General features: G+C 72.5%; 16 protein-coding genes. 6 read left to right on the top strand and 10 right to left on the bottom strand.

Annotated elements, in window-relative coordinates:
• Positions 1–8 precede the first annotated feature (8 nt).
• Genes AC07EG_RS01550 through AC07EG_RS01540 form a run of 3 tightly spaced genes read left to right on the top strand, consistent with a single transcriptional unit; the run spans position 9 to position 4,546 of the window.
• The gene (locus AC07EG_RS01550; RefSeq protein ID WP_478250986.1) at positions 9–932 is read left to right on the top strand and encodes a glycosyltransferase family 2 protein; all 924 of its coding nucleotides are present in this window, start codon (positions 9–11) and stop codon (positions 930–932) included.
• A gap of 34 nt (positions 933–966) precedes the next feature.
• Positions 967–3,468 (top strand): glycosyltransferase, encoded by a 2,502-nt coding sequence (locus tag AC07EG_RS01545; protein ID WP_478250985.1) that lies wholly within the window; start codon positions 967–969, stop codon positions 3,466–3,468.
• Positions 3,461–4,546: a glycosyltransferase family 4 protein gene (locus AC07EG_RS01540; RefSeq protein ID WP_478250984.1), complete on the top strand. Its 1,086-nt coding sequence runs from the start codon at positions 3,461–3,463 to the stop codon at positions 4,544–4,546. The genes AC07EG_RS01545 and AC07EG_RS01540 overlap by 8 nt, the downstream gene beginning before the upstream one ends.
• A 40-nt stretch (positions 4,547–4,586) precedes the next feature.
• Here AC07EG_RS01540 and rfbD read toward each other — a convergent pair whose 3' ends face one another.
• Both rfbD and rfbB read right to left on the bottom strand, forming a co-directional pair.
• Complete coding sequence (gene rfbD, locus AC07EG_RS01535) at positions 4,587–5,477, bottom strand: dTDP-4-dehydrorhamnose reductase (protein WP_478250983.1); 891 nt, start codon at positions 5,475–5,477, stop codon at positions 4,587–4,589.
• The gene (gene rfbB / locus AC07EG_RS01530) at positions 5,474–6,466 is read right to left on the bottom strand and encodes a dTDP-glucose 4,6-dehydratase (protein ID WP_478250982.1); all 993 of its coding nucleotides are present in this window, start codon (positions 6,464–6,466) and stop codon (positions 5,474–5,476) included. Before rfbB ends, rfbD begins: the two co-directional genes overlap by 4 nt.
• Positions 6,467–6,695: 229 nt before the next feature.
• Here rfbB and AC07EG_RS01525 point away from each other — a divergent pair, with 229 nt between their 5' ends.
• The 3 genes from AC07EG_RS01525 (at position 6,696) to AC07EG_RS01515 (ending at position 10,377) form a co-directional block, all read left to right on the top strand.
• Complete coding sequence (locus tag AC07EG_RS01525; RefSeq protein WP_478250981.1) at positions 6,696–8,267, top strand: LCP family protein; 1,572 nt, start codon at positions 6,696–6,698, stop codon at positions 8,265–8,267.
• A gap of 87 nt (positions 8,268–8,354) precedes the next feature.
• Entirely contained in the window at positions 8,355–9,668 is a 1,314-nt protein-coding gene (locus AC07EG_RS01520) for an LCP family protein (RefSeq protein WP_478250980.1), read from the top strand.
• A 10-nt stretch (positions 9,669–9,678) separates the two neighbouring features.
• Entirely contained in the window at positions 9,679–10,377 is a 699-nt protein-coding gene (locus tag AC07EG_RS01515; RefSeq protein WP_478250979.1) for a TIGR03089 family protein, read from the top strand.
• Here AC07EG_RS01515 and AC07EG_RS01510 read toward each other — a convergent pair whose 3' ends face one another.
• The 8 genes from AC07EG_RS01510 to AC07EG_RS01475 all read right to left on the bottom strand — a co-directional run bounded on the left by AC07EG_RS01510 (position 10,378) and on the right by AC07EG_RS01475 (position 25,782).
• Complete coding sequence (locus AC07EG_RS01510; RefSeq protein WP_478250978.1) at positions 10,378–10,818, bottom strand: DoxX family protein; 441 nt, start codon at positions 10,816–10,818, stop codon at positions 10,378–10,380.
• 116 nt (positions 10,819–10,934) lie between these two features.
• Complete coding sequence (locus AC07EG_RS01505) at positions 10,935–11,753, bottom strand: DUF1206 domain-containing protein (protein ID WP_478250977.1); 819 nt, start codon at positions 11,751–11,753, stop codon at positions 10,935–10,937.
• Positions 11,754–12,429: 676 nt separating this feature from the next.
• On the bottom strand, positions 12,430–13,650 hold the full coding sequence (locus tag AC07EG_RS01500; RefSeq protein WP_478250976.1) for an ATP-grasp domain-containing protein: 1,221 nt from the start codon (positions 13,648–13,650) through the stop codon (positions 12,430–12,432).
• Positions 13,651–13,789: 139 nt separating this feature from the next.
• Positions 13,790–14,962, bottom strand: a complete 1,173-nt coding sequence (locus AC07EG_RS01495; protein WP_478251221.1) for a lipase family protein — start codon at positions 14,960–14,962, stop codon at positions 13,790–13,792.
• 100 nt (positions 14,963–15,062) lie between these two features.
• Complete coding sequence (locus tag AC07EG_RS01490; RefSeq protein WP_478250975.1) at positions 15,063–16,040, bottom strand: alpha/beta hydrolase; 978 nt, start codon at positions 16,038–16,040, stop codon at positions 15,063–15,065.
• A 15-nt stretch (positions 16,041–16,055) separates the two neighbouring features.
• Complete coding sequence (locus AC07EG_RS01485; RefSeq protein ID WP_478250974.1) at positions 16,056–17,642, bottom strand: acyl-CoA carboxylase subunit beta; 1,587 nt, start codon at positions 17,640–17,642, stop codon at positions 16,056–16,058.
• Positions 17,597–24,049 carry a beta-ketoacyl synthase N-terminal-like domain-containing protein gene (locus AC07EG_RS01480; RefSeq protein WP_478250973.1) on the bottom strand — a complete coding sequence of 2,151 codons (6,453 nt, stop codon included), beginning with the start codon at positions 24,047–24,049 and terminating at the stop codon, positions 17,597–17,599. Before AC07EG_RS01480 ends, AC07EG_RS01485 begins: the two co-directional genes overlap by 46 nt.
• Entirely contained in the window at positions 24,046–25,782 is a 1,737-nt protein-coding gene (locus AC07EG_RS01475) for a fatty acyl-AMP ligase (RefSeq protein ID WP_478250972.1), read from the bottom strand. The genes AC07EG_RS01480 and AC07EG_RS01475 overlap by 4 nt, the downstream gene beginning before the upstream one ends.
• Positions 25,783–25,814: the final 32 nt, after the last annotated feature.

Here is a 25,814-nt window from a genome sequence, read left to right as displayed (position 1 = left end):
TGCTCAGCGTGTCCTCCCCGCCCCGCAGCACGGTCGTGGTCGTCACCTGGCGCGGCGCCGGGCACCTCGGCGCCTGCCTGGACGCGCTGGCCGCCCAGGATCGTCCACATCGGACCCTGGTGGTGGACAACGCGTCGGACGACCGGACCGCCGAGCTGCTCGCCGCGCACCCGTCGCGGCCCGAGGTGCTGCGGCTGCCGCGCAACACCGGGTACGCCGGTGGCCTCGACGCGGCGTTGCCCCGGGTGGGCACCCCGTTCGTGGCCTGGCTGAACGACGACGCCGCCCCCGGCCCCGGCTGGCTCGCCGCGCTGGAGGACGCGCTGGGCGCCGCCCCCGACGCGGCGGCCGTGACCTCGACCCTGGTGCTGCCCGACGGCACCACCCAGTCGACCGGCGTCCGGCTGACCGCCGACGGCCACGGCGCCGACCGCACCGATCCGGCGGCCGAGGTGTTCGGCTTCTGCGGGGGTGCGGTGCTGCTGCGGACCCCGGCGTTGCGGGCCGCCGGCGGGGTGCCGTCGAGCTTCTTCTGCTACTACGAGGACACCGACACCGCCTGGCGGCTGCGGCTGGCGGGCTGGCGCGTGCTCGGCTCGCCCGCCGAGGTGCGGCACCTCCACGGCGCCAGCACCCGCCCCGGCTCCCCCGCCTTCCACCGCTGGAACGAGCGCAACCGCCTGCTCACCCTGCTGCGCTGCGCCCCGGCCGGGGTGGCGCTGCGCGAGCTGGCGCGGTTCGCCGCGATCACCGCACTGCTCCCGGTCAAGCGGGACGTGCCGGACGCGGCCAACTTCCGGCTCGGCCTCCGGCTGCGCGTGCTCGGCGGGGTGCTGCTCCGGATGGCGGGCACGCTGGTGGCGCGACGGCGGATCGGCGCGCGCGCCACGATCGCCCGAGGCGCGGTCTGGCAGCGCTGGAGCGGCGGTTAGGCTTCCGGAAACCCCAACGCGAAGGAGTCAGGCGTTGACCCAAGGCGCGCTGCCCCTGGTCTCGGTGATCGTGGTCAACTTCCGGGGCGCCGACGACACCGTCACCTGCCTGCGCTCCCTCGCCGAGGTCGACTACCCGCGCCTGGAAGTCATCTGCGTGGACAACGCCTCCGGTACCGGTGACGCGGCCAGGATCAGCGCCGCCGTGCCCGGGGTGAAGCTGGTCGAATCGGCGGAGAACCTGGGCTTCGCCGGCGGCTGCAACCTGGGCGCGAAGCACGCCGAAGGCACCGTGCTCGCCTTCCTGAACAACGACGCCAGGCCGGACCGCGGCTGGGTGCGGGCCGCGGTCGCCGAGCTGGCGGCCGATCCTCGGGTGGGGGCGGTGGCCAGCAAGGTGCTCGACTGGGACGGCACCGGCGCCGACTTCGTCGACGGCGGGCTGACCTGGTTCGGCATGGGTTACAAGCGCCACGCCGGTGGCCCGCTGGCCGACGTGCCGCCCGCCGAGCACGAGGTCGCCAAGGACGTGCTGTTCGGCACCGGCTCGGCGCTGTTCGTGCGCACCGGGGTGTTCACCGAGCTGGGCGGTTTCGACGAACGCTTCTTCATGTTCTACGAGGACGTCGACCTCGGCTGGCGGATGAACCTGCGTGGCTGGCGGGTGCGCTACGTGCCGGAGTCGCTGGCCTACCACCGCCACCACGGCACGATGGACGCGGTCGACGCGGCGGAGACCGGGCGCGAGACCTTCCTGCTGGAGCGCAACGCGCTCGCCGCGCTGTACAAGAACCTCTCCGACCAGACCCTGGCGAAGGTGCTGCCCGCGGCGCTGGCGCTGACCGTCCGCCGGGCGACCGCCCGCGGTGACCTCGACGCGACCCAGCTGGACCTGCAGCGCGGCGTCGGCCCGGTGGAGACCGGGCCGGTGGCCGTTCCGCGCACCTCGCTGGCCGGGGTGCTGGCGATCGACCAGTTCGTCGAGCTGATGCCGTCGCTGGCCGCGTCCCGGGCCGTCGAGCAGGCCGCGCGCGTGCGGACCGACGCCGACCTGATTCCGTTGCTGCGCAAGGCGTTGGAGCCCGCGTACCCGTTGCCGCGCTACCTCGACGCACACGAGGTCCTGGTCAGGGCGTTCGGCATCGAGGAGGTGTTCGGGCAGCGGCGGCGGGTGCTGGTGATCACCGGCGACGCGCTCACCGAGCGCATGGCGGGCCCGGCGATCCGCGCCTGGAACATCGCCGCGTCGCTGGCCGGGGAGCACGAGGTGCGGCTGGTCACGGTGAACCCGCTGGCCGACCCGCCGCCCGCGCCGTTCGCGGTGAGCGCGGCCACGCGGCGCGACCTGACCGAACCGGTCGAGTGGGCGGACATCGTCATCCTGCAGGGCCACGTGTTGGAAATGGCGCCCCAGCTGAAGAAGGCCGATTCGGCCAAGATCGTGGTCTGCGACCTCTACGACCCGATGCACCTGGAACTGCTGGAGCAGGGCCGCGGTGTGCCCGACGACAAGCGGGCCGCCGATCTCGCCGGCGTGACCAAGGTGCTGGCAGCCCAGCTGGAACGCGGCGACTTCTTCCTGTGCGCCTCGGAACGGCAGCGGTTGTTCTGGCTGGGCCACCTGGCCGCGATGGGCCGCCTCTCGCCGCGCCTCTACGACGCCGACCCGACCACGCAGTCGCTGCTGTCGGTGGTGCCGTTCGGCCTGCCGCCGGAACCCCCGCGCCGCACCGGGCCCGGACTGCGCGCGCAGTTGCCCGGTATCGCCGGGACCGATCACGTGGTGCTGTGGGCGGGCGGGGTGTACAGCTGGTTCGACCCGCTGACCCTGGTGCGCGCGATCGACCGGCTGCGTGAGCGGCGCGGTGACGTCCGGCTGGTGTTCCTCGGCATGAAGCACCCGAACCCCGAGGTCGCCGAGATGGACATCGGCGCCCGCACCATCCGGCTGGCCGACTCCCTCGGGCTGACCGGCAAGCACGTGTTCTTCAACGAGCAGTGGGTGCCCTACGGCGAGCGGCAGAACTGGCTGCTCGACGCCGACTGCGGGGTCACCACGCACTACGAGCACGTGGAGACCACCTTCGCCTTCCGCACCCGGGTGCTGGACTACCTGTGGTCCGGCCTGCCGATCGTGACCACCGACGGCGACGCCTTCGCCGACCTGGTGCGCGCGGAACGGCTCGGTGTGGTGGTGCCCGCCGAAGACGCCGAAGCGCTGGCGGACGCGCTGGAGAAGGCGTTGTACGACACCGAGTTCGTCAACGGGGCCCGGGAGCGCATCGCCGAGGTGGCGCAGCGGTACGCGTGGCCGCGGGCGCTGGAACCGCTGGTCGAGTTCTGCCGGGACCCGCGGCCGGCCGCCGACCGGCTGCCCGGGGCGAGCGATCTGGCGCCGTCGGACCCGTTGCGCGGCACCGAGGTGCTCCGCCGCGATCTGGCGCTGGTCAAGGAGTACCTGGCTGACGGCGGGGTGCGGGAACTGGCCAGGCGGGTCGGCGGCCGGGTGCTGAAGGTGGCCAGGCGCAATGGCTGACCGGCCGCTGCGCGTCCTGCTCGACGGCACCCCCCTGCTCGGCGTCCGGACCGGCATCGGGCACTACGTGGCTTCGCTGTCCGAGGAACTGGCTTCCTTGTCCACTGTGGACACCCGGGCGGTGGCGTTCACCCTGCGCGGCTGGCGGCGGCTGCGGCACGTGCTGCCGCACGGGGTGCGGGCGCGGGGCATGCCGGTGGCGGCGCGGCTGCTGCGGCGGTCGTGGCTGCGCGGCGACTTCCCGCCGGTCGAGCTGTTCGCCGGCTCGACCGACGTGGTGCACGGCACGAACTTCGTGCTGCCGGGCATCGCGCGGGCGGCCGGCGTGCTGACCATCCACGACCTGGCGTTCTTCGACGCGCCGGCGGAGCTCTCGCCGTCGGACGCCGATCTGCCGGTGCTGGTGCGCCGGGGTGCCGCCCGCGCCGACGTGATCTGCACGCCGACCGCCGCCGTCGCCGACGCCGTGGTGGCCCGGCTCGACGTGCCGCGGGAGAAGATCGTGGTGACCCCGCTGGGCGTGGACCCCGCGTGGTTCACCGCGCGGCCGCTGTCGAAGGAGCAGCGCGAGCGGCTGGGGCTGCCCGCGGAGTACCTGCTCTTCGTCGGCGCGGCGGGCCCGCGGAAGGGCCTGCCGTGGCTGGTGGCGGCCCACGGCGCCGCCCCCGACCTGCCGCCGCTGGTGTTCACCGGGCCGGGTGAGTTCGAGCTGTCGGACCGGTCGCTGCACCTGGGTTACCTGCCGCCGGTCGACCTGCGCGCGGTCGTCGCCGGGGCCGCGGCACTGGTGCTGCCGTCGCGGGACGAGGGCTTCGGCCTGCCCGTGCTGGAGGCGATGGCGTGTGATGTCCCGGTGGTCTGCACCGACATCCCCGCGCTGGCCGAGGTCTCCGGGGGCTACTCCCGGCTGGTGCCGTACCAGGACGTGGACGCACTGGTCGAGGGCCTGCGCGCCGCCGTCTCGGAACCGCACGCCGCCTCGACGTCGATGTCCCGGCGCGCGCACGCCGCCAGCTACACCTGGCGGCTGTGCGCGGAGAAGACCGTGGACGCCTACCGCCAGGCCGCGGCGCGCTGACCACCCCGGCGCTCGAGGCCCGGTCCGTTCGCAGCCGGGCCTACGCGGCGAAGTAGGCGGCCAGCGCCTCTTCCCACGAGCGCAGCGGGGTCAGGCCCGCCTCCTGCCAGGACTTGCCGGACAGCACCGAATAGGCCGGGCGCGGCGCCGGGCGGGGGAATTCCTCCGTGGTGCACGGGGAAATCCGGGCCGGGTCGGCGCCGAGGTGCCGGAAGACCGCCTGCGCGAAGCCGAACCAGGTGGTCTCCCCGCCGCCCGTGCAGTGCAGCACGCGCGCGGCCGGGCCGTGGCCGCCGGCGATCGCGCCCGCCAGTTCGACCAGGCCGGCGGCGAGGTCGGCCGACCAGGTCGGCGTGCCCCGCTGATCGTCCACAACGGACAGCGTGTCCCGCGAGGATTCCAGCGACACCATGGTCTTCACGAAGTTGTTGCCCTGCTTGCCGTAGACCCAGGCGGTCCGGACCACCCAGGCCGAGGCGCCCGAGCCGAGCACCGCGTCCTCGCCCGCCGCCTTCGTCCGGCCGTACGCGGTGCGCGGACCGAGCGGATCGGCGGGCTCGTAAGGGGAATCGGCGTCGCCGGGGAAGACGTAGTCGGTGGACACGTGCACCAGCGGCACCCGCCGCGACGAGCACGCCGCCGCCAGCACGCGCGGGCCGTCGGCGTTGACCGCGAAGGCGCGCTCCTCGTCGGTCTCGGCCCGGTCCACCGCGGTGTACGCCGCCGCGTTGACCACCACCGGCCGGGTGCCCGCCGCCGCCGCGCGGTCGACCAGGGCGGTCACCGCCTCGATCACCGCACCCGGCCGGGTCACGTCCAGCTCGGCCGACCCCGGCGCGGTCACGTTCAGCCCCGGCCCGGCCAGCGCCGCCAGGTCGTGCCCCAGCTGCCCCGAACCACCCGGGACCAGCAGCTCCAGCCCGGCGCTCATCGGGCCCCCAGCGCGGCCCGCTGCTTGAGCGGCTCCCACCAGGACCGGTTCTCCTGGTACCACCGCACGGTGGCGGCCAGCCCCTCGTCGAACGGCACCCGCGGCCGGTACCCCAGCTCGGCCGAGATCTTGCCGATGTCCACCGAGTACCGCCGGTCGTGGCCCTTGCGGTCGGTCACCGGCTCCACCCGGTCCCAGTCCGCGCCGACGGCGGCCAGCAGGCGCTCGGTCAGCTCGCGGTTGGTCAGCTCGGTGCCGCCGCCGATGTTGTAGATCTCGCCCGGCCGCCCGCCCTCGGCCACCAGCTGGATGCCGTGGCAGTGGTCGTCCACGTGCAGCCAGTCACGCACGTTCAGCCCGTCGCCGTAGAGCGGCACCTTCCGCTCGTCGAGCAGATTGGTGACGAACAGCGGGATCACCTTCTCCGGGAACTGGTACGGACCGTAGTTGTTCGAACACCGGGTAATGCACACCGGCATTCCGTGCGTGCGGTGGAACGCCCGCGCCAGCAGGTCCGAGGACGCCTTCGACGCCGAATACGGCGAATTCGGTTCCAAAATGTGATCTTCGGTCCACGACCCCCGTTCGATGGACCCGTAGACCTCGTCGGTGGAGACGTGCACGAACTTGCCGACCTCGGCGTTCAGCGCCGCCTGGAGCAGGGTCTGCGTGCCGAGCACGTTGGTCAGCACGAAGTCCGCCGAACCGTCGATCGACCGGTCCACATGCGATTCCGCGGCGAAGTGCACGACCAGGTCGACGCCCTTCATCACGCCCGCGACCAGCCCGGCGTCGCAGATGTCCCCGCGGACGAAGCGCAGCCGCGGGTCGGCGGCGACCGGGGCCAGGTTGGTCTCGGTCCCGGCGTAGGTCAGCTTGTCCAGCACCACGACCTCGGCCTCGGCCAGCGCCGGATAAGCGCCGGTCAGAGCCTGTCTCACATAGTGCGAACCGATGAACCCCGCGCCACCGGTGACCAGAACCCGCATAGACTCCACCTTCTCGTGTTCTCGCAGTCCGTACGGTCGGACTCATCGCCGCGGGGCAACCTTTCGTGACCCCACGGACGTCACACACGGGACACAGTAGGGTGACCGGGTAGCGCGGGTGTCCGGCGGGCTGGCCGGTGCCGGGGGTGGACGCGCCGATCCGTTCGACGTTTCGATGATCAACAGAGCTGGGCCCGGGATCGTTGACCGGCTGGGAGGAGCGCGCGTGGTGACCGAGGGGCCGCCGCGGCCGTACACCGAATCGGCGGTAACGCCGTCGCGCAGGCGCAGCGCGCCCGCCGCGTTCGCGCTCTGGAGCGGGAGAACCCTGGTCGCGCTGGTCTCCGCGGTCGTGCTGACGATGACTTGGTACGGCTCCCAGGTGCTCGGGGAACTGAACAGCGGGCTGACCACCACCGACGTGATCGGCGGCGGGTTCCAGAAGAAGCCGCTCGACGGCGCCGTGGACATCCTGCTGGTCGGCCAGGACAGCCGCACCGACAACGAGGGCAACCCGCTGCCCCGCGAGGTGCTGGACATGCTGCACGGCGGCAAGGCCGACGGCGAGCGCCAGACCGACACGATGATCCTGGTGCACATCCCGCAGAACGGCGAGCGGGCGGTGGCCATCTCCTTCCCGCGCGACTCGCTGGTCGAGCTGTCCGGCGGCTACGGCAAGCACAAGCTGAACAGCGCCTTCGTCTACGCCTACAACGACACCTCCAGCACCCTGCAGCAGCAGGGCGAGGCCGACCTGAAGAAGGTCGACGAGCAGGCCAAGGTGGCCGGCCGCAAGAACCTGATCAGCACCATCGAGACGCTGATCGGCAAGCCCGGCATGATCGACCGCTACGCCGAGGTCAACCTGCTCAGCTTCTACGAGGTCACCAAGGCCATCGGCGGCGTCGAGGTGTGCCTGAACCAGCCGGTCAAGGAGTGGCGCTCGGGGGTGGACCTGCCTGCCGGGCTGCAGACGGTGGAGGGCAAGCAGGCGCTGTCGTTCGTCCGCCAGCGCTACGACCTGCCCAACGGCGACCTGGACCGGATCGCGCGCCAGCAGGCGTTCCTGTCCGGCCTGGCGCGCAAGGTGCTCTCGCCGGAGGTGCTGATGAGCCCCTCCCGGATCACCGACGTGATCAACGCGGTGAAGAAGTCGGTCATCCTCTCCAAGGACTGGGACCTGCTGGAGTTCGCCGAGCAGATGCGCGGCATGACCGGCGGCCGGGTGGAGTTCCGCACCATCCCCACCGAGGGCAACGGGAAGTTCGGCGGCGCCGACATCGTCAAGGTCGACACCGGCAAGGTCAAGGCGTTCGTCGACGAGCTGACCGACGACGGCACCCCCGAGCCGGAGCAGCCCGCCACCGACCCCGGCGGCAGGATCCCCGGCGCCGAGCGCACCACGGTCGACGTGTTCAACGCCAGCGGCAGCGCGAACACCGCCACCCAGGTGAAGGAACTGCTGCGCACCAAGGGCTTCCTCGAGGGCGCGAGCACCCAGCTGGACGGTCGCTCGACCACCGTGCTGCGGTACGCGCCGGGTGAGGAAGCGGGCGCCGAGGCGGTCAAGCAGGCGTTGGGCGGCAAGGTGCAGGCCGAGCCGGACGCCGACGTGCCCGCCGGGCACGTGCGGGTGCTGCTGGGCCGCGACTACAAGGTGGACGCCAGCAACGGCGCCGCGGGGGCCGGGCAGTCCTCCGCACCGCCGACCGCGCCGGTCGAGCCGGTCGAGCCGCCCGCCGCGCAGCCACCGGCGGGCCCGCCGCCGATCACCGCCGGTGGGGTGCCCTGCATCAACTGATGCGGGCACCCGGGTCACCCCATCGGGTTGGTGCCTTAGCCTTGTCCGAGGGGGCGCGGACGCGGGAAGAACGGGGAGGTGACCGGCGTGGGCGACCAGGAGCGCGACGACGAGCAGGAGACCGGGACACCGGCCGCCGGATCACCCGAACCGTCTGATTCGGACAGTGCTACCGGTGATGACGACGCCGGCCTTGCCGAGGAGCGGAAGTTCGTCCCGTCCCCGGTGCCCCGCAGCAAGCCGCCGGCCGAAGAAGAACCCGAACCCGTGCCCGTCAAGCGGCGCCCGGTCCGGACCACCGGCAAGGTGTTCCTGGCGCTGCTGTCCGTGGTGGCGCTGGCGGCCACCGGTTACGCCTACACCACCCTCGACGACTTCCAGGACAACGTCGGCACCACCGACGCGCTGATCGTCGACCCCGACGACCCGGCCGCCCCACCCGCCGACGACGGCGCCACCGACATCCTGCTCGTCGGCGCCGACTCGCGCACCGACATGCAGGGCAATCCGCTGCCGCCGCGGGTGCTCAAGGAACTGCGCACCGAGGAGAAGGCCGGGGTCAACACCGACACCCTGATCATCCTGCGCATCCCGAAGGACGGCGGCAAGCCCGCCGCCGTGTCGATCCCCCGCGACACCTGGCTCGACGTGCCGCAGGGCGGGCAGGCCAAGATCAACTCGGTGTTCGGCGTGACCAAGGCCGAGACCGCCGCCGAACTGCGCCGCCAGGGCGGGCGCGACGACGCGGCGGTCGAGCGCGAATCCGACCAGGCCGGCCGGGCCGCGCTGGTCAAGACCGTGCAGGACTTCACGCAGATCCGCCTCGACCACTACGCCGAGGTCGGCCTGCTCGGCTTCTACCTGCTCACCGAGGCGCTCGGCGGCATCAAGGTGTGCCTGAACCACGCCACCGAGGACAAGGACTCCGGGGCGAACTTCCGCAAGGGCGTGCAGACCGTCTCCGGCGGCGAGGCGCTGTCGTTCGTGCGCCAGCGCAAGAACCTGCCCGGCGGCGACCTGGGGCGCATCCAGCGGCAGCAGGCGTTCCTGTCCTCGGCGCTGCACCAGGTGCTCTCGGCAGGCACGCTGACCAACCCGGACAAGCTGAACCAGCTGATGGAGGCGGTGGAGAAGTCGATCGTCGTGGACCCGGGGCTGGACCTGCTGGAGTTCGCCGGGCAGGCCCGCGACATCGCCTCCGGTGAGCTGGCCTTCCAGACCATTCCGGTGGTGTCGGTGGGCGCCCGCAGCGACGACGGCCAGAGCATCATCGTGGTGGACCTGCCCGCGGTGCGGCAGTTCGTGGCGGGCCTGGTCGGCCGCGGGGTGCAGCCGCCCGCCGGTGGTGGTTCGGCGGCGGGACGGCAGAACGACGCCGACGGCGTCACCTGCGTGGATTAAGGTCGGCGGGGTGAGCCTTACCGACGCGCTGCTGCGCCCGCACCTGTCCAGCCCGGCGAAGCCGCTGATCACGCACTACGACGACCGGGTGGGCAGCCGGGTCGAACTGTCGGTGACCACGCTGGTGAACTGGGCCGCGAAAACGGCGAACTGGCTGGTCGAGGAGCCGGAGATCGAACCGGGCGACCCGGTGGCCGTGGCGCTCCCGGCGCACTGGCAGACCGCCGGGGTGCTGCTCGGCGCGTGGTGGTGCGGGGCGCACGTGGTGGCCGAGGCCGCCGGGGCGAAGGTGGCCTTCACCGGACCGGACCAGCCGGGCAGCGAGGCCGAGCTGACCGCGGTGGTGTCACTGGACCCGATGGGCCGGGGGCTGGGCGGTGCCCCGGGTGCGGACGCCGTCGACTTCCTCGCCGACGCCCGCACGGCCGGTGACACCTTCTCGCCGCTGTTCCCGGTCGACCGGGACACCCCGGCGCTGTGTTCGTCCACTGTGGAGGAAGTGGTGGCGCGGCTCCGGGAGCGGGCCGACGACCTCTCGGCCCGCGATCGCATTCTGTCCACTGTGGACTGGGACCTGCCCGGCGGGGTGACGCGCGGCCTGCTGGTGCCGCTCGCGGCCGGGGCTTCGCTGGTCCAGGTCAGCAACCCGGATCCGGCGAAGCTCGCCGACCGCGGCGGGGCCGAGCGCACCACCCGCGAACTGCGGTGATCAGGCGGTCTGGGCGGAGAGCCGCTCGGCCCCGTTGTGCTCCCGCTTGCGGGCGAAGAGCAGGTGGTCGAGCGAGAGCCTGCCGCCGTTGAAGCCGATCGCCAGCGCGGCCAGCGTGAGCACCAGCACCAGTTCGTAGCCGCCCTGGCCGGTCAGGCCGTTGTCGAGGTGCACCGCGAAGATCGCGCCGACCCCGACGACCGCGTAGCCGATGCCGACCAGCGGCAGCGCGATGCCGAGCACGAAGGCGATCGACCCCAGGATCTCCACCGCGATGGTGAACAGCGCCGCCACCGTGGGCAGCGGCAGGCCGAGGTTCTCGAACATGCCGGCCGTGGCGTCCACGCCGTTGTTCCACTTCTGCAGGCCGTGCGCGAAGAACACCACGGCGATCCCGATCCGGCCGGCCAGTGCGGCGACATCCTTGACTCGAGCGAACATGCGCTACCAACTCCCGGTGTGTGAAGTTTCAACCAACCGGGACCCTAGTGAGCAAACTCCCGGGAGTCGCCCTCCCACAGTGACCGGACAGCGAGTCGACAGCTTGCCGACAGGTTTCAGTCCCGGTGGGCCCAGGCCGCGCCGAAGCAGTATGCGCCGAACGCCGCCAGCCCCGCCGCCACCGCGATGAGCAGCACCGGGCCGAACGGCTGATCGGCCAGCGTGCGCAGGGCGGCGTCGAGGCCACCGGCCTGGTTGGCATCGTGGTTGAGCGCGGCGTACCCGATGAGCACGCCGACCACGCCGAACACCACGCTCTTGGCCAGGTAGCCGACGCGGCCGAGGCGTTCCACCCAGCGCCGGGTGCCACTGGGCAGGGACGAGAAGTCGAGGTCGTCGAGGAAGGTCTTGCGGATGCCCTTGACCGCCGCCGCCACGGCGACGCCGAGCACGACCACCGCCACCACGGTGACCAGGAACGGCCCCGCGGGCAGGGCGAGCAGCTTGGCGGTGAACTCCTGTTGCTGCTGGTCGCTGGAGTTCCCCCCGGACCCGGCGGCGACCCGGATGGCGTAGACACCCAGCGAGATCCCCACCACGCAGCGCGCCACCGACGCCACCCGCTTCATCACCTGGCGTCGCTGCTTGGTCACCCACGAGTAACCGGTCGCCGCCATCAGCGCCTGCCAGAGCCCGTAGGCGATCAGGCCGATGGCCACCAGCCAGAGCAGGAACCCGCCGAAGCCGGTGGAGCCGATCTCGCTGATCGCCCCCTTCCCGTCGGCTTCCTGCCCGCCGCCGGACGCGACGATGCGGATCGCCAGGTAGGCGATGATCAGGTGGACCACGCCGTAGCAGGCCATGCCCACCCGCCCGAGGACCTGCACGGGCTTGCTCTGTCTGGCCTGGGACGCTTTGGTGCTGCTGCTCGGCATTCGCTCAGCCCTCCTTGTGCTCTCTGACCGAGTGTCGTGCCAACGATCGCCGCCCGCTGTGCAACTACTCCATCCAGCCCAACGGGGGTAGGTAGTCCAGTGGCCGCGATCACGATCCCGCCCCGCGGTGGCTCTTCGGCGCGGGCGGAGGCCGGGGTGGGGCACGGGCGAGGCGTGAGTGAAGGTGCGGCGGGAGCGGGTGCGGAAGCGCGGGCGCAGCCGCGGTGGGACACGGACAGAGCCGCGAGCGAGAGCACGAGTGAAGGCACACGCGCAGGCGCGCGACGAGAACGCGGGCGAGGTCGTGGACAGGGCCACGAGTGGAGGCACGGGCGAAGCTGCGGGGCAAAGGCGCGGGGCGAAGGCACCCGAGCAGACGCGAGCGAAGGCGCGGGGCGCAGGCGCGGGGCGCAGGCGCGAGCGAAGGCACGCAAGCAGACGCGTGCGCAGGCGCGAGCGAAGGCACCCGAGCAGACACGGGCGAAAGCGCGGGGCGCAGGCACAAGCGAAGGCACCCGAGCAGACGCGTGCGCAGGCGCGAGCGAAGGCACGCGAGCAGACGCGTGCGGAGGCACGGGCGAAAGCGCGGGCGCAGGCACGGGCGGGAGCACCGGTGAAGGCGCGGGCCGAGTCACGAGTGAAGGCACGCGCCTCCGCGCACGGAACCGCGGGTGGATCAGTCCGGTTCGATCGGGGTGGCGGCTACGCGGAAGTGCCGCACGGTGTTCTCGATGGCCTCGATGATTTCGGCGCTCGTCGAGCCGCGGAAGCGGAAGCGGCCGCCGACGTGTTCGTAGAAGGCGGCGGCGTTCGGCAGGATTTCGCCGACTTCCAGCACCCGCTCGGCGTAGGGGCCCGGGGTCAGGCCCAGCACCGGGGTCGACTCGGTGATCAGGCACGGGCGTTTCGCCGGGGCGGCGACCAGCATCCAGCCGGCCAGGTCCTTGTCCTCCAGCGCGTCCGCGACCTGCGGCAGCTGCCCCAGTTGCAGTTCGAAAGCCGCGCGCATCAGGTCGTAACCGTGCACTTCCCGCCACAGGAACGGGATTTCCGCACCGCCCACCCGCGCGCCGACTTCCAGGAACTGCACTTCGAAACCGCCGTCTTCGGCCGGGGCGACGAAGACCTCCAAGTGGAAAGCCGTCGGTTCGTCCGTCAGTGCCGAAATGAACTGGGCCGTCGCGTTCCCGATGGCTTTGAGGCGTTCCGGGTCGTCGTCCTCGACCGAACCCAGAATGCCGCCACCGCGGAAGGTCAGGCAGGTGTTCAGGTACTGCGCCGCGCTCCAGCGGCGGACCGCCACCCCGTCGAAGTAACCGTCCACGTGGAACACCGTGTGGTCCACGAACTTCTGCACCATGCGGGAATCGTCGAGGTCGAGCGTCGCCAGGTGCTCGGCGTCCCGGACGATCACCACGCCCGCGCTGCTGCTCTCGCTCCGCGGCTTCACGATCACCGGCCAGCCGTGCTCCTCGGCGAACTCCAGCACCAGCGACCCGGTCCCGGCCGGTCCGAACGCCGGCAGCGGCAGGCCCGCGTCCCGGATCACCCCGCACATCACCAGTTTGTCCCGGAACGGCACAAAAGCCGACACCCGCGGACCCGGGCAGCCGAACTCCTCGCGCAGCGCCGCGCCCACCTCGAGGTCGTCTTCCTTCAGCGCCACGATCCCGGCGGGACGGCCGAAGCGCGCCGCCAGTTCGACCACCTTCGCCCGCACCTCGTCGAGGTCGTCGGTGTTCACCACGAGCGCCGTCGCCGCCGCGTCTTCCGGAACGCCTTCGATGCCGACATCAGTGGTGATGTAGGTCACGTTATAAGCAGAATGGTCCAGGTATTCCGCGTATTCGGCATAACGCTCGCGCCAGCGGTGGATGATCGTGACGTGCGGCTTCATCGATTCCCCTGTGGCTCGCGCAGACGTTTTCCACCTCAGGATAATGCGTTCCGCACGCCCGGAAAATCGTTCTCGAGCCATTCCTGACCGGCGCTTGAGCGGCTTTCCCGGCGAACCACCGGGAAAGCCGCTCAGCCCGTCAGCAGTTCGACGGGGCGGTCACGCCGTTGAACCGGTCCACGATCCACTTGTGCGCGTCACCGTTCCCGGCGAAGATGCCGGTCAGGTGCTCGGCCACGTAGGTGTTCCACTGCAGGGTCACGCCCTTGCCGCAGTAGGTCTTGTGCAGCGCGTCCGCCTGCGGGGTGTTCACGATCTCGTCCACCGCCGCGTGGTACTGGAACACCGGCACCTTCGGCGGGTTGCCGCCCAGCTTGTTCTGCGCCAGCCGCGCCTGCCAGGTCGGCGTGTCCAGCGGGTTGCTGGTGGTGTAGTCGCTGATCTTCTTGAACGGGTAGTTCGCCAGCAGTTCCACCACGCACGCGGTGTCCTTGGCCTCCTCCAGTTCCGTGCGCCCGGTGTCGTTCAGGTAGGAGTCCAGCTTCAGGTCCGGGTACGCGGTGTCCAGGCCGACCGCGGCGAAGGCGAGGAAGCCGAAGCCGAGGTAACCGTCGAGGCCCTTGGCGACCTCGTTCAGGTCGGCGGGCACCCCGCCGGCCACGGCACCGACCAGGTTCAGCTCCGGCGCGTACGACGGCTGCTTCTCCGCCGCCCACAGCGCGGCCCCGCCACCCTGCGAGTAACCCTGGAAGACCACCTTCGCCGACTTCGACAGCTTCGCCGGGTTGAAGCCCTGCGCCGCGCGCACCGAGTCGATCACCGCCGGGCCCATGGACTGGCCGACGATGTAGGTGGGGATGGTCTGCGGCGAGTAACCCTCGTAGTCGGTGACCGCGACGGCGTACCCGGCGCTCAGCGAGTCGTTGATGGCGGGCTGGTCGTACAGCGTGCCCCGGGTGATCGCCTTGGACGGGGTGCACTTGAACGCCGGGCCCTGCGTGCCGACGGCGAAGCCGACGATCGGGGCCTTCGCCGGGTCGACCCCCTTCGGCACCAGCACCGTGCCGGTCACCGCGTTCGGCTCGCCCAGCGCGTTGACCGAGAGGTACATGATCTCCCAGGCGTTCGCGTTGAGCGCGTTCAGCCCGGGCACCGACGGCCGCCACCGGATCACGTCACCGGCCTTGCCGGACGGCAGCGGGGACGGCGGGGTGTAGAAGGAGTCGTCGAACGGGCCGGGCAGCCCGATCGCGGCGGCGCCCGCGTCGGCGGGTGCCGCCTGCTCGGTGGCCGAGGAGACCGTGCTGGTCACCGAAAGCGCCAGCAGCGCGGTGATCGCGCAGGCGCCGGCCCGCAGGGCCCGGCCGATTCTGTGCTTGCTCAAGGTATTTCCCTCCGATTTGGACGAACGGTCAGGCGGGCAGCCCGAGTGCGGGTGCCAGCACCGGCCAGGAGTTGTGCAGCGCGCGTTCCCAGTACGGCCAGCTGTGCGTGCCGTCGCCGTAGTAGTCGACCGTCGCGGGGATCCCCCGCGACTTGAGCCGATCGGTGAAACTGCGCGACGTCAGCTCGGCCGCCGGTTCCAGCACGTCGCTCTGCCCCGGCGGATCGAGCGGTCCGGTGCGGCCGTTGCCGCAGGAGATGTAGAGCGCGGTCCCGCGCAGGTCCTCGACGTGGTCGAACGGGTTCCGGTCCGACCAGGTGAAGATGTTGGTGATCTCGTGCCCCCAGAGATCGAACCAGTTGTAGAAGCCCTCGCGGACCAGGATTCCCTTGATCACCGCGGGGGTGCCGGGGAACAGCGTGTTCGGCATCCCGCTGTAGGACGCCGCCGCGCCGAACATCCCCTGGTGCCGGAAGGCGTAGGCCATCGCGCCGTACCCGCCGATCGACACCCCGCCGACCGCGCGCCGGGTGCCACCGCGGTACCCGCGCTCGACCAGCTGGCGCACCTCCAGCGTGTGGAAGGTCTCCCAGTCCGGAGTGGACTTGAGCCCCAGGTTCCACCACTTGGTGTACATGCCCGCCTTGCCGTCGGTGGGCATCACCACCAGGACGTCCTTGTCCGCGGTGAATTCCTCGACGTCGGTGAACTCGTCCCAGGAGCGGTAGTCCACCGGTTCGCAGCAGCCGTGCAGCAGGTACAGCGTCGGCCAGGTGCGGTTCGGCTCGGCTGCCCACTTCGACGGCAGCAGCAGGCGCACCATGCCGGTGCCGGCCAGCGACGGTGAGCTGATCTCGAGGTCCACCGTGCGCGCGTCGACCTTCGTCTCCCTGACGATCTTCGCGCCGTTGTCCGCGGTCACCGGCGGCACCGCGGTGGCGGGCGCCGCCGGGACCAGTACCAGCGGGGCCAGCAGCACCATTGCTCCCAGCCAGTGTCTTCTCATCCGTCCTCCGTTTCGCTAGAGCGGGATGTTGCCGTGCTTCTTCGCGGGCAGTACCTGCCGCTTCCCGCGGAGCAGGCGGAACGCCCTGGCAACCTGGAGGCGGGTTTGCGACGGCGGGATGACCAGGTCCACGTAACCGCGGTCGGCCGCGGTGTACGGGCCGCCGTGGCGTTCCCGGTACTCGTCGGCGAACCGCCGTTCGACCGCGGCGCGTTCGGCGCCGTCGAGACCGGCCAGTTCCCGGCGGCGCAGCACCCGGACCGCGCCTTCCGCGCCCATCACCGCGATCTCCGCGGTGGGCCAGGCGATGTTCACGTCGGCACCGACGTGCTTGGAACCCATGACCGCGTACCCGCCGCCGTAGGCCTTGCGGGTCACCACGGTCACCTTCGGCACGGTGGCTTCGGAGTAGGCGTAGATGAGCTTGGCGCCGCGGCGGATGATCCCGTTGCGCTCCTGGTCGACGCCCGGCAGGTAACCGGGCACGTCGGCCAGGGTGAGGATGGGGATGCCGAACGCGTCGCAGAAGCGGACGAACCTGGCCGCCTTCTCCGACGCGTCGATGTCGATCACGCCGGCCTGGCGGGCGGGCTGGTTGGCGACCACCCCGACGGTGCGGCCCTCGATCCTGGCGAAGGCGCAGAGCATGTTCGGCGCGAACCCGGCGTGGATCTCCAGGAAGTCACCGTCGTCGGCGATGCGCGCGATGACCTCGGTCATGTCGTAGCTCTGGTTGATCGAATCGGGGATGATGCGGTCGAGTTCGAAGTCGGCCGGCGTCAGCTCGGGATCGGTGTCGTCGGCGAACTCCGGTGCCCCGTCCACGTTGTTCGACGGCAGGTAACCGAGCAGCGTCCGCACGAAGTCGACGGCGTCCTCCTCGTCGACCGCCCGGTGGTGGGCGTTGCCGGAGACCTCGCTGTTGGTGACCGAGCCGCCGAGCGCCTCGGTGCTCACCTCCTCGCCGGTGACCGCCTGCACCACGTCCGGGCCGGTGACGAACATGTGCGAGGTCCGGTCGACCATCACGGTGAAGTCGGTGATGGCCGGCGAGTACACCGCCCCGCCGGCACACGGGCCCATGATCATCGAGATCTGCGGGATCACCCCGGACGCCAGCGCGTTGCGCCTGCCCAGTTCCGCGTAGTGCGCCAGGGAGACCACGCCCTCCTGGATCCGCGCGCCACCGGAGTCGTTGATGCCGATCACCGGGCAGCCGATGGTCATCGCGAGGTCCATCACCTTGAGGACCTTCTCGCCGAAGACCTCGCCCATGCTGCCGCCGAACACGGTGAAGTCCTGCGAGAACAGGCACACCTGGCGGCCGTCGACGGTGGCGTGCCCGGTCACCACGCCGTCGCCGTACGGCCGGTTCGCCGGCATGCCGAAGTCGGTGCAGCGGTGTCGGGCGAACTGGTCCAGCTCCACGAAGGACCCCGGGTCGACGAGCAGTTCGACGCGTTCGCGGGCGGTCAGCTTGCCCTTGGCGTGCTGGCGGTCGATCGCGCGCTTCTCGGCGATGCGCTCGACCTCGTCCCGCCGGTCGGCGAGTTCGGCTATGCGGTAGGCGGTCGAGTCGTGGCTGCCGTTGGCGTGGTCCATGCCGCACTCCCTCCGTTGAGCAACCGGTTCAGCCGGTCGGCGATCACCTCGACGTTCGGCGGATCGATCAGCGACAGGTGGTCGCCGGGCACCCGGACCACCTCCAGGCCCGAGCACAGCTCGTCCCAGCCCAGCGCCTCGTCGGTGCGCAGGTACCGGGGGTCGAGCGTGGTGGTCAGCGGGTGCGGCTCCTGCGCGCGGAACAGCACCACGCGCCCGGCGCGGGGCCGCGGCCGGTAGCGCTCGGCCACGCGGGCGTCCAGGTAGGAGGTGTACTGGTGGTGCAGCACGCCCTGGCCGAGGCCGGGCACCTTGCTGGCCAGCCGGTCCATCACCAGCCGGATCTGCGTGCGCTCGTCCAGCCCGCCCAGCTCCAGGTCGCTGAGGTCCAGCTCGGCGCCGTAGGTCTGCTCGATGTGCTCGGCGAACCGGCCGAAGCGTTCGAGCAGCAGGTCCTCCGGCGACCGGCCGGGGGCGGGCAGCGGCAGGATCGAGTCGATCAGGAAGACCAGGTCGACCTCGTCACCGGCTTCGGTGAGCTGGTGCGCGGTTTCGTAGGCGAGGCAGCCGCCGAACGACCAGCCGCCCAGCCGGTACGGCCCGCTCGGCTGGATCTCCTTGACCAGCTCGGCGTAGCAGGCGGCCTTGTCCTCCAGGTCTTCGAGGTCGTCGAGCCGTTCGAAACCGTACGCGGGCCGGCCTTCGGTCAGCCTGCTCACCAGTTCGCGGTAGACGCTGGTCGGACCACCGGCCGGGTGGAACAGGAACACCGGGTCCGCGGCGACGCCGTCGCGCAGCAGCCGGACCGGTCCGCCGCCGTGGCCTTCGATCTCGGCCCGCAGCAGGTCGGCCATCGCGGCGATGGTCGGCGCGGCGAACAGCGTCCGTTCGTCGGGCACCGCGCTCAGTTCCTCGGCGATCGCCGCCCGCAGCCGTTCCGCGCGCTCGGCGTCTCCGCCGACCAGGAAGAAGTCCTCGTAGACCCCGGGTTCCCGGCCGGCCAGCACCTCGCGCCAGACCCGGGCGACCCAGCGCTCGGCCGGGTCGCGTGGTCCGACCACCGTGGACACCGCGGTGAGTTCCACCGGCGCCCCGCCGAACCCGGCGGCCTCGGCCAGGTGGGCGGCCACTTCGGCCAGTGACGCCCCGCGCAGCAGCAACGGCATCGGCAGCGACAGCCCGAAGTCGCGTTCCACCGCACCCCGCGCCCGCATGGCCAGCAGGGAGTCGAGGCCGAGCTGGGTCAGCGGGCGGTGCCGGTCGACCTGCTCCGGTTCGAAGCCCATCAGCCCGGCCACGATCGCCACCAGGTGGTCGGCCAGCGCGGCCCTGGCCACCGCCGGATCGGCCGCGCGCAGCGCCGCCATGCCGTCCCAGCGCACCTCCGGCTCGGCCTCGTCCGGCACCAGCAGGCCGAAGAAGGTGCGGGTGGTCAGCTGCGGGAACAGGGTGAGCACGGTGGTGGTGTCCAGCCGCGCCACGCCGGTCGCGGCCCGGCCGTCGGCCAGCACCGCCTCCAGCGCTTCGAGGCCCTCGTCGGGGCTGAGCGGTTCCAGCACCGGGTTCTTCGTCCCGGCGGCGGCACCGATCTCACCCCACGCGCCCCAGTTGACGGTGGTCGCCGGAAGGCCGTTGGCCCGGCGCCAGTCCACCAGCGCGTCCAGCCAGGCGTTGGCCGTGGCGTAGGCGGCCTGGCCCGGTGAGCCGAGCAGGGCGGCGGCCGAGGAGTAGACCAGCCACCAGTCCAGGTCGTGGCCCGCGGTCGCCTCGCTGAGCCGCCAGGCACCGTGTGCCTTGGGCCACCACGCCTGGTGCACCTGCTCGGCGGTCAGCTTCATCGCCGCGCCATCGGCCAGCACACCGGCCGCGTGCAGCACACCGCGCAACGGCATGCCGTCGCGGGTGGCGGCTTCGACCAGCCGTTCGGCGACCCCCGGAGCGGCGATGTCGCCGGTCACCACTTCGGCACCGAGCAGTGGCTTCGAGCCCGCCCCCCGGCGGCTGGAAAGCACCACGCGGGTGGCACCGCGGTCGAGCAGCCAGCGCGCGGCGTGCAGGCCGAGGCCGCCGAGCCCACCGGTGATCACGTACGCGCCGTCGCGCACGGCCGGCTCGCCGGGGGTCAGCGTCGGCCTGGCCAGGCGCCGCACGTAACGCACGCCTTCGCGCCAGGCGATTTCGTCGGCCGGGGAGTCCGCGCGGATCTCGTCGTGCAGCTCGGTGACCCACAGCCGCGCGGGATCGGGTTCGGCGTCGAAGTCGAGCAGGCTGGCCCGGATTTCGGGGTGCTCGAAGGCGAGCACGCGCACCAGGCCGCGCAGGGCGGCGATGCCGGGGCACCCCGGTTCACCGGGTTCGATCACCGCACCGCCCGAGCCGATCAACCACAGGCGCGGCGGATCGGGCAGTTCGGCCAGTTCGGCGACCACCGCACCGGCGGCGAGCACCAGCCGTTCCCCCGCCGCCGGCTCGATCCCGCTTTCGAGCACCAGCAGCACACCGTCCACTTCGGACTTCGTGCGCAGGAACCCGGCGAGCCCGGCGGTCTCGCGGCGTGCCAGCAGGGTGTCACCCCGGCCGGACACCGCGTCGCGGAAGGCGGCCAGCTCCGGCTCGGGCAGCTCACCGAGCACCAGCCAGGTGCGTTCGCCCGGCTCGTCGGCGGGCAGTTCGGCCTGCTCCCAGCGGGCCTCGAACACCTTGCCCGACAACGGAATCGGCAGCGACGCACGCTGGAACCGGCGGACGTAGACCTCGCCGATGGCCACCACGACCGCACCCGAGGCGTCGAGCAGGCGCACCGAGCCGACCAGGCCGTCGCCCTCCACCGAATCCACCTTCGCCTGCACCCGCACGCCGTGGCCGGGGTCACCGGGCAGGCTGACCGCGCCGAGCGAAAGCGGCAGGTAGATGCCTTCGGCCCGGTCCAGGTCCGCGGCGGCGGCCAAGGCGTGCAGGCAGGCGTCGGCCAGCGCCGGGTGCAGCACGTACGCCGAGTGCGGCTGCGCCTCGCCGGGCAGCGCGATGGACGCCGTGGCCCGGCCGGGAGCGGCGGTCACCGCACGCAGGCCGCGGAACGCCGGGCCGTAGCTCTGCCCGATCGCGTCGAGCGCGCGGTAGAGGTCGACCGGCTCGCCGTCCTCGGCGCCGGTCAGCGGCTCGGCCCGCTCCTCGCCGACGCGGACCTTCGCGGTGGCGTGCCGGGTCCACTCGCCGGTCGCCGACTTCGCGTGGACCTCCACCCGGCCGTGCTCGGCGGAGAAGGTGGTGGTCACCTCGGTCCGCGCGGCCAGCGGCAGCAGTTTCAGCAGTTCCAGCTCGCTGACCACGACCCGGTCCGACTTGAGCGCCGTGCGGGCGGCGGCCAGCGCCAGTTCCAGGAAGCCCGTGCCGGGGAACACCGGCACGCCGAGCGCCGCGTGGTCGGCCAGCCACGGGTGCGCCTCCGTGCCGACCTCGCCCCGCCAGACGTGCCTGCCCTCCTCCGGCAGTTCCACGTGCGTGCCGAGCAGCGGGTGCGCCCCGGCGTGCCCGGCCCGCCGCGCCGGCCAGTACCGCTGGTGCCGCCAGCGCGGGCCGGGCAGTTCGACGGGGGGCGCCGCCGGGGTGCGCGACTCCAGCACACCGGCGGCGCCGAGCACGTGCAGCCGCGCCAGCGAGGCCAGGAAGGTGGCCCGCTCGCCGGCGGTCCGGCTGGCACTGCCCAGGCCGGTCACGGGCACCGCCCGGTCGGCGGCGGTCTGGTCGATCGCCGCCAGCGCCACCGGGTGCGGGGAGACCTCCAGGAACACCGTGTGCCCGTCGGTCATCGCGGCGTCCAGCGCCTGGGTGAACCGCACCGGCCGCCGCAGGTTCGCCGCCCAGTACTCGACGTCGAAGTCGGGTTCCTCACGCGGGTCGTCGAGCACGCTGGTGTAGCAGGCGATCTCCGGCAGCCGCGGGTGCAGCACGCCGACCTCGGCCCGGAACCGGCCGAGCACCGCGTCCACCGCGGCCGAGTGCCCGGCCCCGGCCACCTTCAGCGGTTTCGCCAGCCTGCCGAGGCTTTCCACGTGCGCCACCAGCGCGGCCACCTGGTCGGCGTCGCCGCTGACCGTGCACTGGGTCGGCGAGGCGTAGACGGCCACGGTGATGCCGGGGTACGCGGTGTCCAGTTCGGCCAGTTCGGCAGGCGAGAGCTCGACCACCGCCATCGCCCCCGTGCTGTCCATCGACTCCAGCAGCCGCGCCCTGGTCGCCATCACCCGGACGCCCTCGGCGACCTCCAGCGCCCCGGCGACCACCGACGCGGCGACCTCGCCCATCGAGTGCCCGATCACCGCGACCGGTTCCACCCCGTGCGACCGCCAGAGCGCGGCCAGCGCGAGCTGCGTGCCGAGCAGCGCGAGCTGGATGCCCGCCAGTCCACCGGGTTCACCTTCGAGCGCGCCACGCAGGGAGAAACCGGCCTGCTCCAGGAAAACCGGCTCCAGTTCGTCGATCCGGGCGCGGAACGCCGACTCGGTGGCGAGCAGTTCACGGCCCATGCCCCGCCACTGCGAGCCGTAACCGGAGAAGACAAAAACCGGCTCGGGCACCGTGGGCGCGGCTTCGCCGGTGAGCACCGCGGCGCTGGGCAGGCCCTTGGCCAGCGCACGCAGGCCGTCGGAGAGTTGCCTGCGGTCGTCGGCCAGCACCGCGGCCCGGATCGGCAGGTGCTCACGACGGCGGGCCAGCGTCGAGGCCAGCGCACCGAGCGGCGGGTTCCCGGTGCCGTCCAGCCACCGCAGCAGGTCCGCGGCACGGCTGCGCAACCCCTCGCTGGTGCGGTCGGACAGGGCGAACACCCCGGGCCCGTCGCCGCCGCGCTTCGCCGGGAACGCCCCGGCGGGCCACTCCTCCAGCACCACGTGGGCGTTGGTGCCGCCGAAGCCGAAGGCGGACACCCCGGCCCTGGCCGTGCCGGAGTACCGCGGCCAGGGCGCCGGTTCACCGACCACCCGCAGGCCGAGGCCGTCGAAGTCGATCTGCGCGCTGGGGGTGCCGAAGTGCAGGCTGGGCGGCAGCTTCCGGTTGCCGAGCGAAAGCACCACCTTGATCAGCCCGACGATGCCCGCCGCGCCCTCCAGGTGCCCGAGGTTGCTCTTCACCGAGCCGATCAGCAGCGGCCGCCCCCACTCCCGGCCGCTGCCCAGCACCGCACCCAGTGCCGCCGCCTCGATCGGGTCGCCGAGCGGCGTGCCGGTGCCGTGGGCCTCCACGTAGTCCACCCCGGCCGGGTCGACGCCCGCCGCCGCGTAGGCGTCGGCGAGCACCATCTCCTGCGCGGCCGGATTGGGCGCCATCAGCCCGTTCGACCGGCCGTCGGAGTTCACCGCGCTGCCCCGGATCACCGCCAGCACCCGGTCTCCCGCCCGGCGTGCCTCGCTCAACCGCCGCAGCACCACCACGCCGCAGCCCTCACCCCGCACGATGCCGTCGGCGTCGCCGGCGAACGGCTTGCACCGGCCGTCCTCGGCGAGCACCCCGGCGCGGTGGAAGTTCGCCGTGATGCCCGGCGACAGCATCAGGTTGACCCCGGCCACCAGCGCGGTTTCGCTCTCCCCGCGTTGCAGGCTCTGCACGGCCATGTGCACGGCGACCAGCGAGGAGGAGCAGGCGGTGTCCACGGTCAGGCTCGGGCCACGCAGGTCGAGCAGGTAGGACAGCCGGTTCGACGCGATGCTGGCCGCCGCGCCGGTGCCCGACCACGCGTCGATGGTGTCGAGGTCGCTCATCGTGAGCAGGCCGTACTCGCTGGCGGAGATGCCGGTGAACACCCCGGTCCGGGTGCCGCTGAGCGTGCTCGGCGGAATGCCTGCGTGCTCCAGCGCCGACCAGGCGACCTCCAGCAGCACGCGCTGCTGCGGGTCCATCGCCTCGGCCTCCCTCGGCGTGATGCCGAAGAAGCCCGCGTCGAAGCCGGTGGCGTCGGCGATGAAACCACCGCGACCGGGGATCGCGGCCAGCGCGGCGGGGTCGGCGAACGCCTCCCACCGGCCGTCCGGCACCGAGCCGATGGCGTCGCGGCCACCGTCGAGCAGGCGCCAGAAGTCGGCGGGCGATTCCACCCCGCCGGGCAGCCGGACCCCGACGCCGACCACCGCGATCGGCTCGGCTTCGGTGGCCGGCGTCATCGGCCGGAGCGCCGGGCGCTCCCGGGTGGACAGCGCGGTGGCCAGGTCGGCGATGGTCGGGTGCTCCCACAGCAGCGTGGGCGGCAGGGCGGTGCCGAGCAGGCGGCGGAGGTCGCCGGTCAGCGCCACGGTGTCGCGTGAGGACAGTCCGGCTTCCCGCAGCGGGCGGCGGGTGTCGACCTCCGCGGCCGGGCGGCCCAGCAGCGCGGCCACCCGCTCGACCAGCCACGCGGTCAGCTCGGCGGCGTTCACGACAGCCTCTTCCCGGCGAAGGCACCGTCGAGGTACCGCGCCCGGCAGGAGGACCGGCTGATCTTGCCGCTGGACGTTCGCGGCACCTCCCCCGGCGTCAGGAACACCAGGTCGGCCAGTTTCAGCCCGTGCCGGGTGGCCACCTCGGTCCGCAGCTCCTCGGCCGCAGCCACCGGGTCCGCCTCCTGGTTCTTCGCGCGCTCCAGCACCACGACGGCTCCTTCCCCCTCGTCGAGCGGAATGGCGAACGCCGCGGCCGAATGCCGCCGCACCGCCGGGTGCGCTTCCACGGTCTGCTCGATGTCCTGCGGGTAGTGGTTGCGGCCGTCGACGATCACCAGGTCCTTGCGCCTGCCGGTGACGTAGAGCTCACCGTCGAACCGCACGCCGAGGTCACCGGTGGCCAGCCAGCCGCCGCTGCCCGCCAGCCGCAGGTCGAAGGTCTCCGCCGACTTCGCGTGGTCCCCCCAGTAACCCCGGCCGACGTTCTCGCCGCGCACCCAGATCTCGCCGACCGTGCCGTCGGGCACCTCGGTCCGCGCCTCCGGGTCGACGATGCGCAGTTCCTGTTCGGCGGGGTGGCCGCAGGAGACCAGGGTGGACTCCGCGGAGCCGGTCGCGGGCACGGCCGTCCCGGCGGCGAGCCGGTCGCGGTCGAAGCTCACCTGCCGCGGCGGCTTCCCGGCCTCGGTGACCGACACCAGCACGGTCGCCTCGGCGAGACCGTAGGAGGCCCGGTGCACGGCCGGGTCGAGGCCGCACTCCCCGAAGGCCGCCTGGAACTGCGCGATGGTCGAGGGCAGCACCGGCTCGCTGCCGTTGATCAGCGAGACCACCCGGCTGAGTTCGAGGTAGTTCTTCTCCGCGGCCGTGACCCGGGAAGCGCTGTACCCGTAGGCGAAGTTCGGCGCCGCGCTGATCGCGCCGGGGCTCGCGGACAGGGCCCGCAGCCAGCGGCCGGGGCTCTGCAGGAAGGCGATGGGGTCCAGCAGCGTGGTGCCGATGCCGGCCAGCATCGGCGCGGCGATGCCCAGCACCAGGCCCATGTCGTGGAACAGGGGCAGCCAGCTGACCGTGGTGGTCTCCCCGGTCACCGCCCCGTACGCCCGGCACGCCTGCCGCGCGTTGGTCACCACGTTGCGGTGGCTGAGCACCACCCCGGCCGGGCTGCGCGTGGACCCCGAGGTGTACTGCAGGTAGGCGAGGTCGTCGGGGTGCGGGGCGGGCCACTCCGGCTCCGCCGAGCGCAGCGAGGGCACCAGGTCGACCGCCACCACGTCCGTCCGCTGTGGATCGAGGAAGGCGCCGACCCGGTCGAGCTGGGGTGCGGTGGTCAGCGCCAGCCGGGGGGCGCAGTCGGCGAGCACCGCGCTCAGCCGGCCGGTGTGCCCCGGCAGGTTCGGCGCGAACAGCGGCACCGCCACCAACCCGGCCCGGATCGCGCCGAGGAAGGCCACCAGGTAGTCGGCGGACTGCTCGACCAGCACCGCCGCCCGCGCACCGGGCTCGGCCAGCTCACGTGCCCGCGCGGCCACCGCGCTGACCCGGTCGTCCAGTTCCCGCCAGGTCAGGAAGGCGGCCCGGCCGTCCTCGCTGGTGCGGTGGTCCAGGTGGGTCACCGCGATCTCGTCGCCGAGCAGCCCGGCCCAGTGGTGCAGCAGGGTGGCCAGCGAAGCGGCGGTGGCGGGGTCCGGGGAGTCGACTGTGGACACCGTGGCTGAAGTCGTGTGCATCGTCCCTCGAAAAAAGTGCGCCGGGAACAAAA

It is taken from the genome of Amycolatopsis sp. NPDC045836, assembly GCF_056431745.1.
The sequence above is the reverse complement of the archived record's forward strand: the minus strand, read 5'-3'. Positions and strand labels throughout refer to the sequence as shown.

What these genes read in the sequence shown, in the direction of transcription:
- AC07EG_RS01540 (WP_478250984.1), top strand. Translation starts at nt 3,461, where the DNA reads ATGGCTGACCGGCCGCTGCGCGTCCTGCTCGACGGCACCCCCCTGCTC.
- rfbD (WP_478250983.1), bottom strand. Translation starts at nt 5,477, where the DNA reads ATGAGCGCCGGGCTGGAGCTGCTGGTCCCGGGTGGTTCGGGGCAGCTG.
- rfbB (WP_478250982.1), bottom strand. Translation starts at nt 6,466, where the DNA reads ATGCGGGTTCTGGTCACCGGTGGCGCGGGGTTCATCGGTTCGCACTAT.
- AC07EG_RS01510 (WP_478250978.1), bottom strand. Translation starts at nt 10,818, where the DNA reads ATGTTCGCTCGAGTCAAGGATGTCGCCGCACTGGCCGGCCGGATCGGG.
- AC07EG_RS01505 (WP_478250977.1), bottom strand. Translation starts at nt 11,753, where the DNA reads ATGCCGAGCAGCAGCACCAAAGCGTCCCAGGCCAGACAGAGCAAGCCC.
- AC07EG_RS01500 (WP_478250976.1), bottom strand. Translation starts at nt 13,650, where the DNA reads ATGAAGCCGCACGTCACGATCATCCACCGCTGGCGCGAGCGTTATGCC.
- AC07EG_RS01490 (WP_478250975.1), bottom strand. Translation starts at nt 16,040, where the DNA reads ATGAGAAGACACTGGCTGGGAGCAATGGTGCTGCTGGCCCCGCTGGTA.
- AC07EG_RS01485 (WP_478250974.1), bottom strand. Translation starts at nt 17,642, where the DNA reads ATGGACCACGCCAACGGCAGCCACGACTCGACCGCCTACCGCATAGCC.
- AC07EG_RS01475 (WP_478250972.1), bottom strand. Translation starts at nt 25,782, where the DNA reads ATGCACACGACTTCAGCCACGGTGTCCACAGTCGACTCCCCGGACCCC.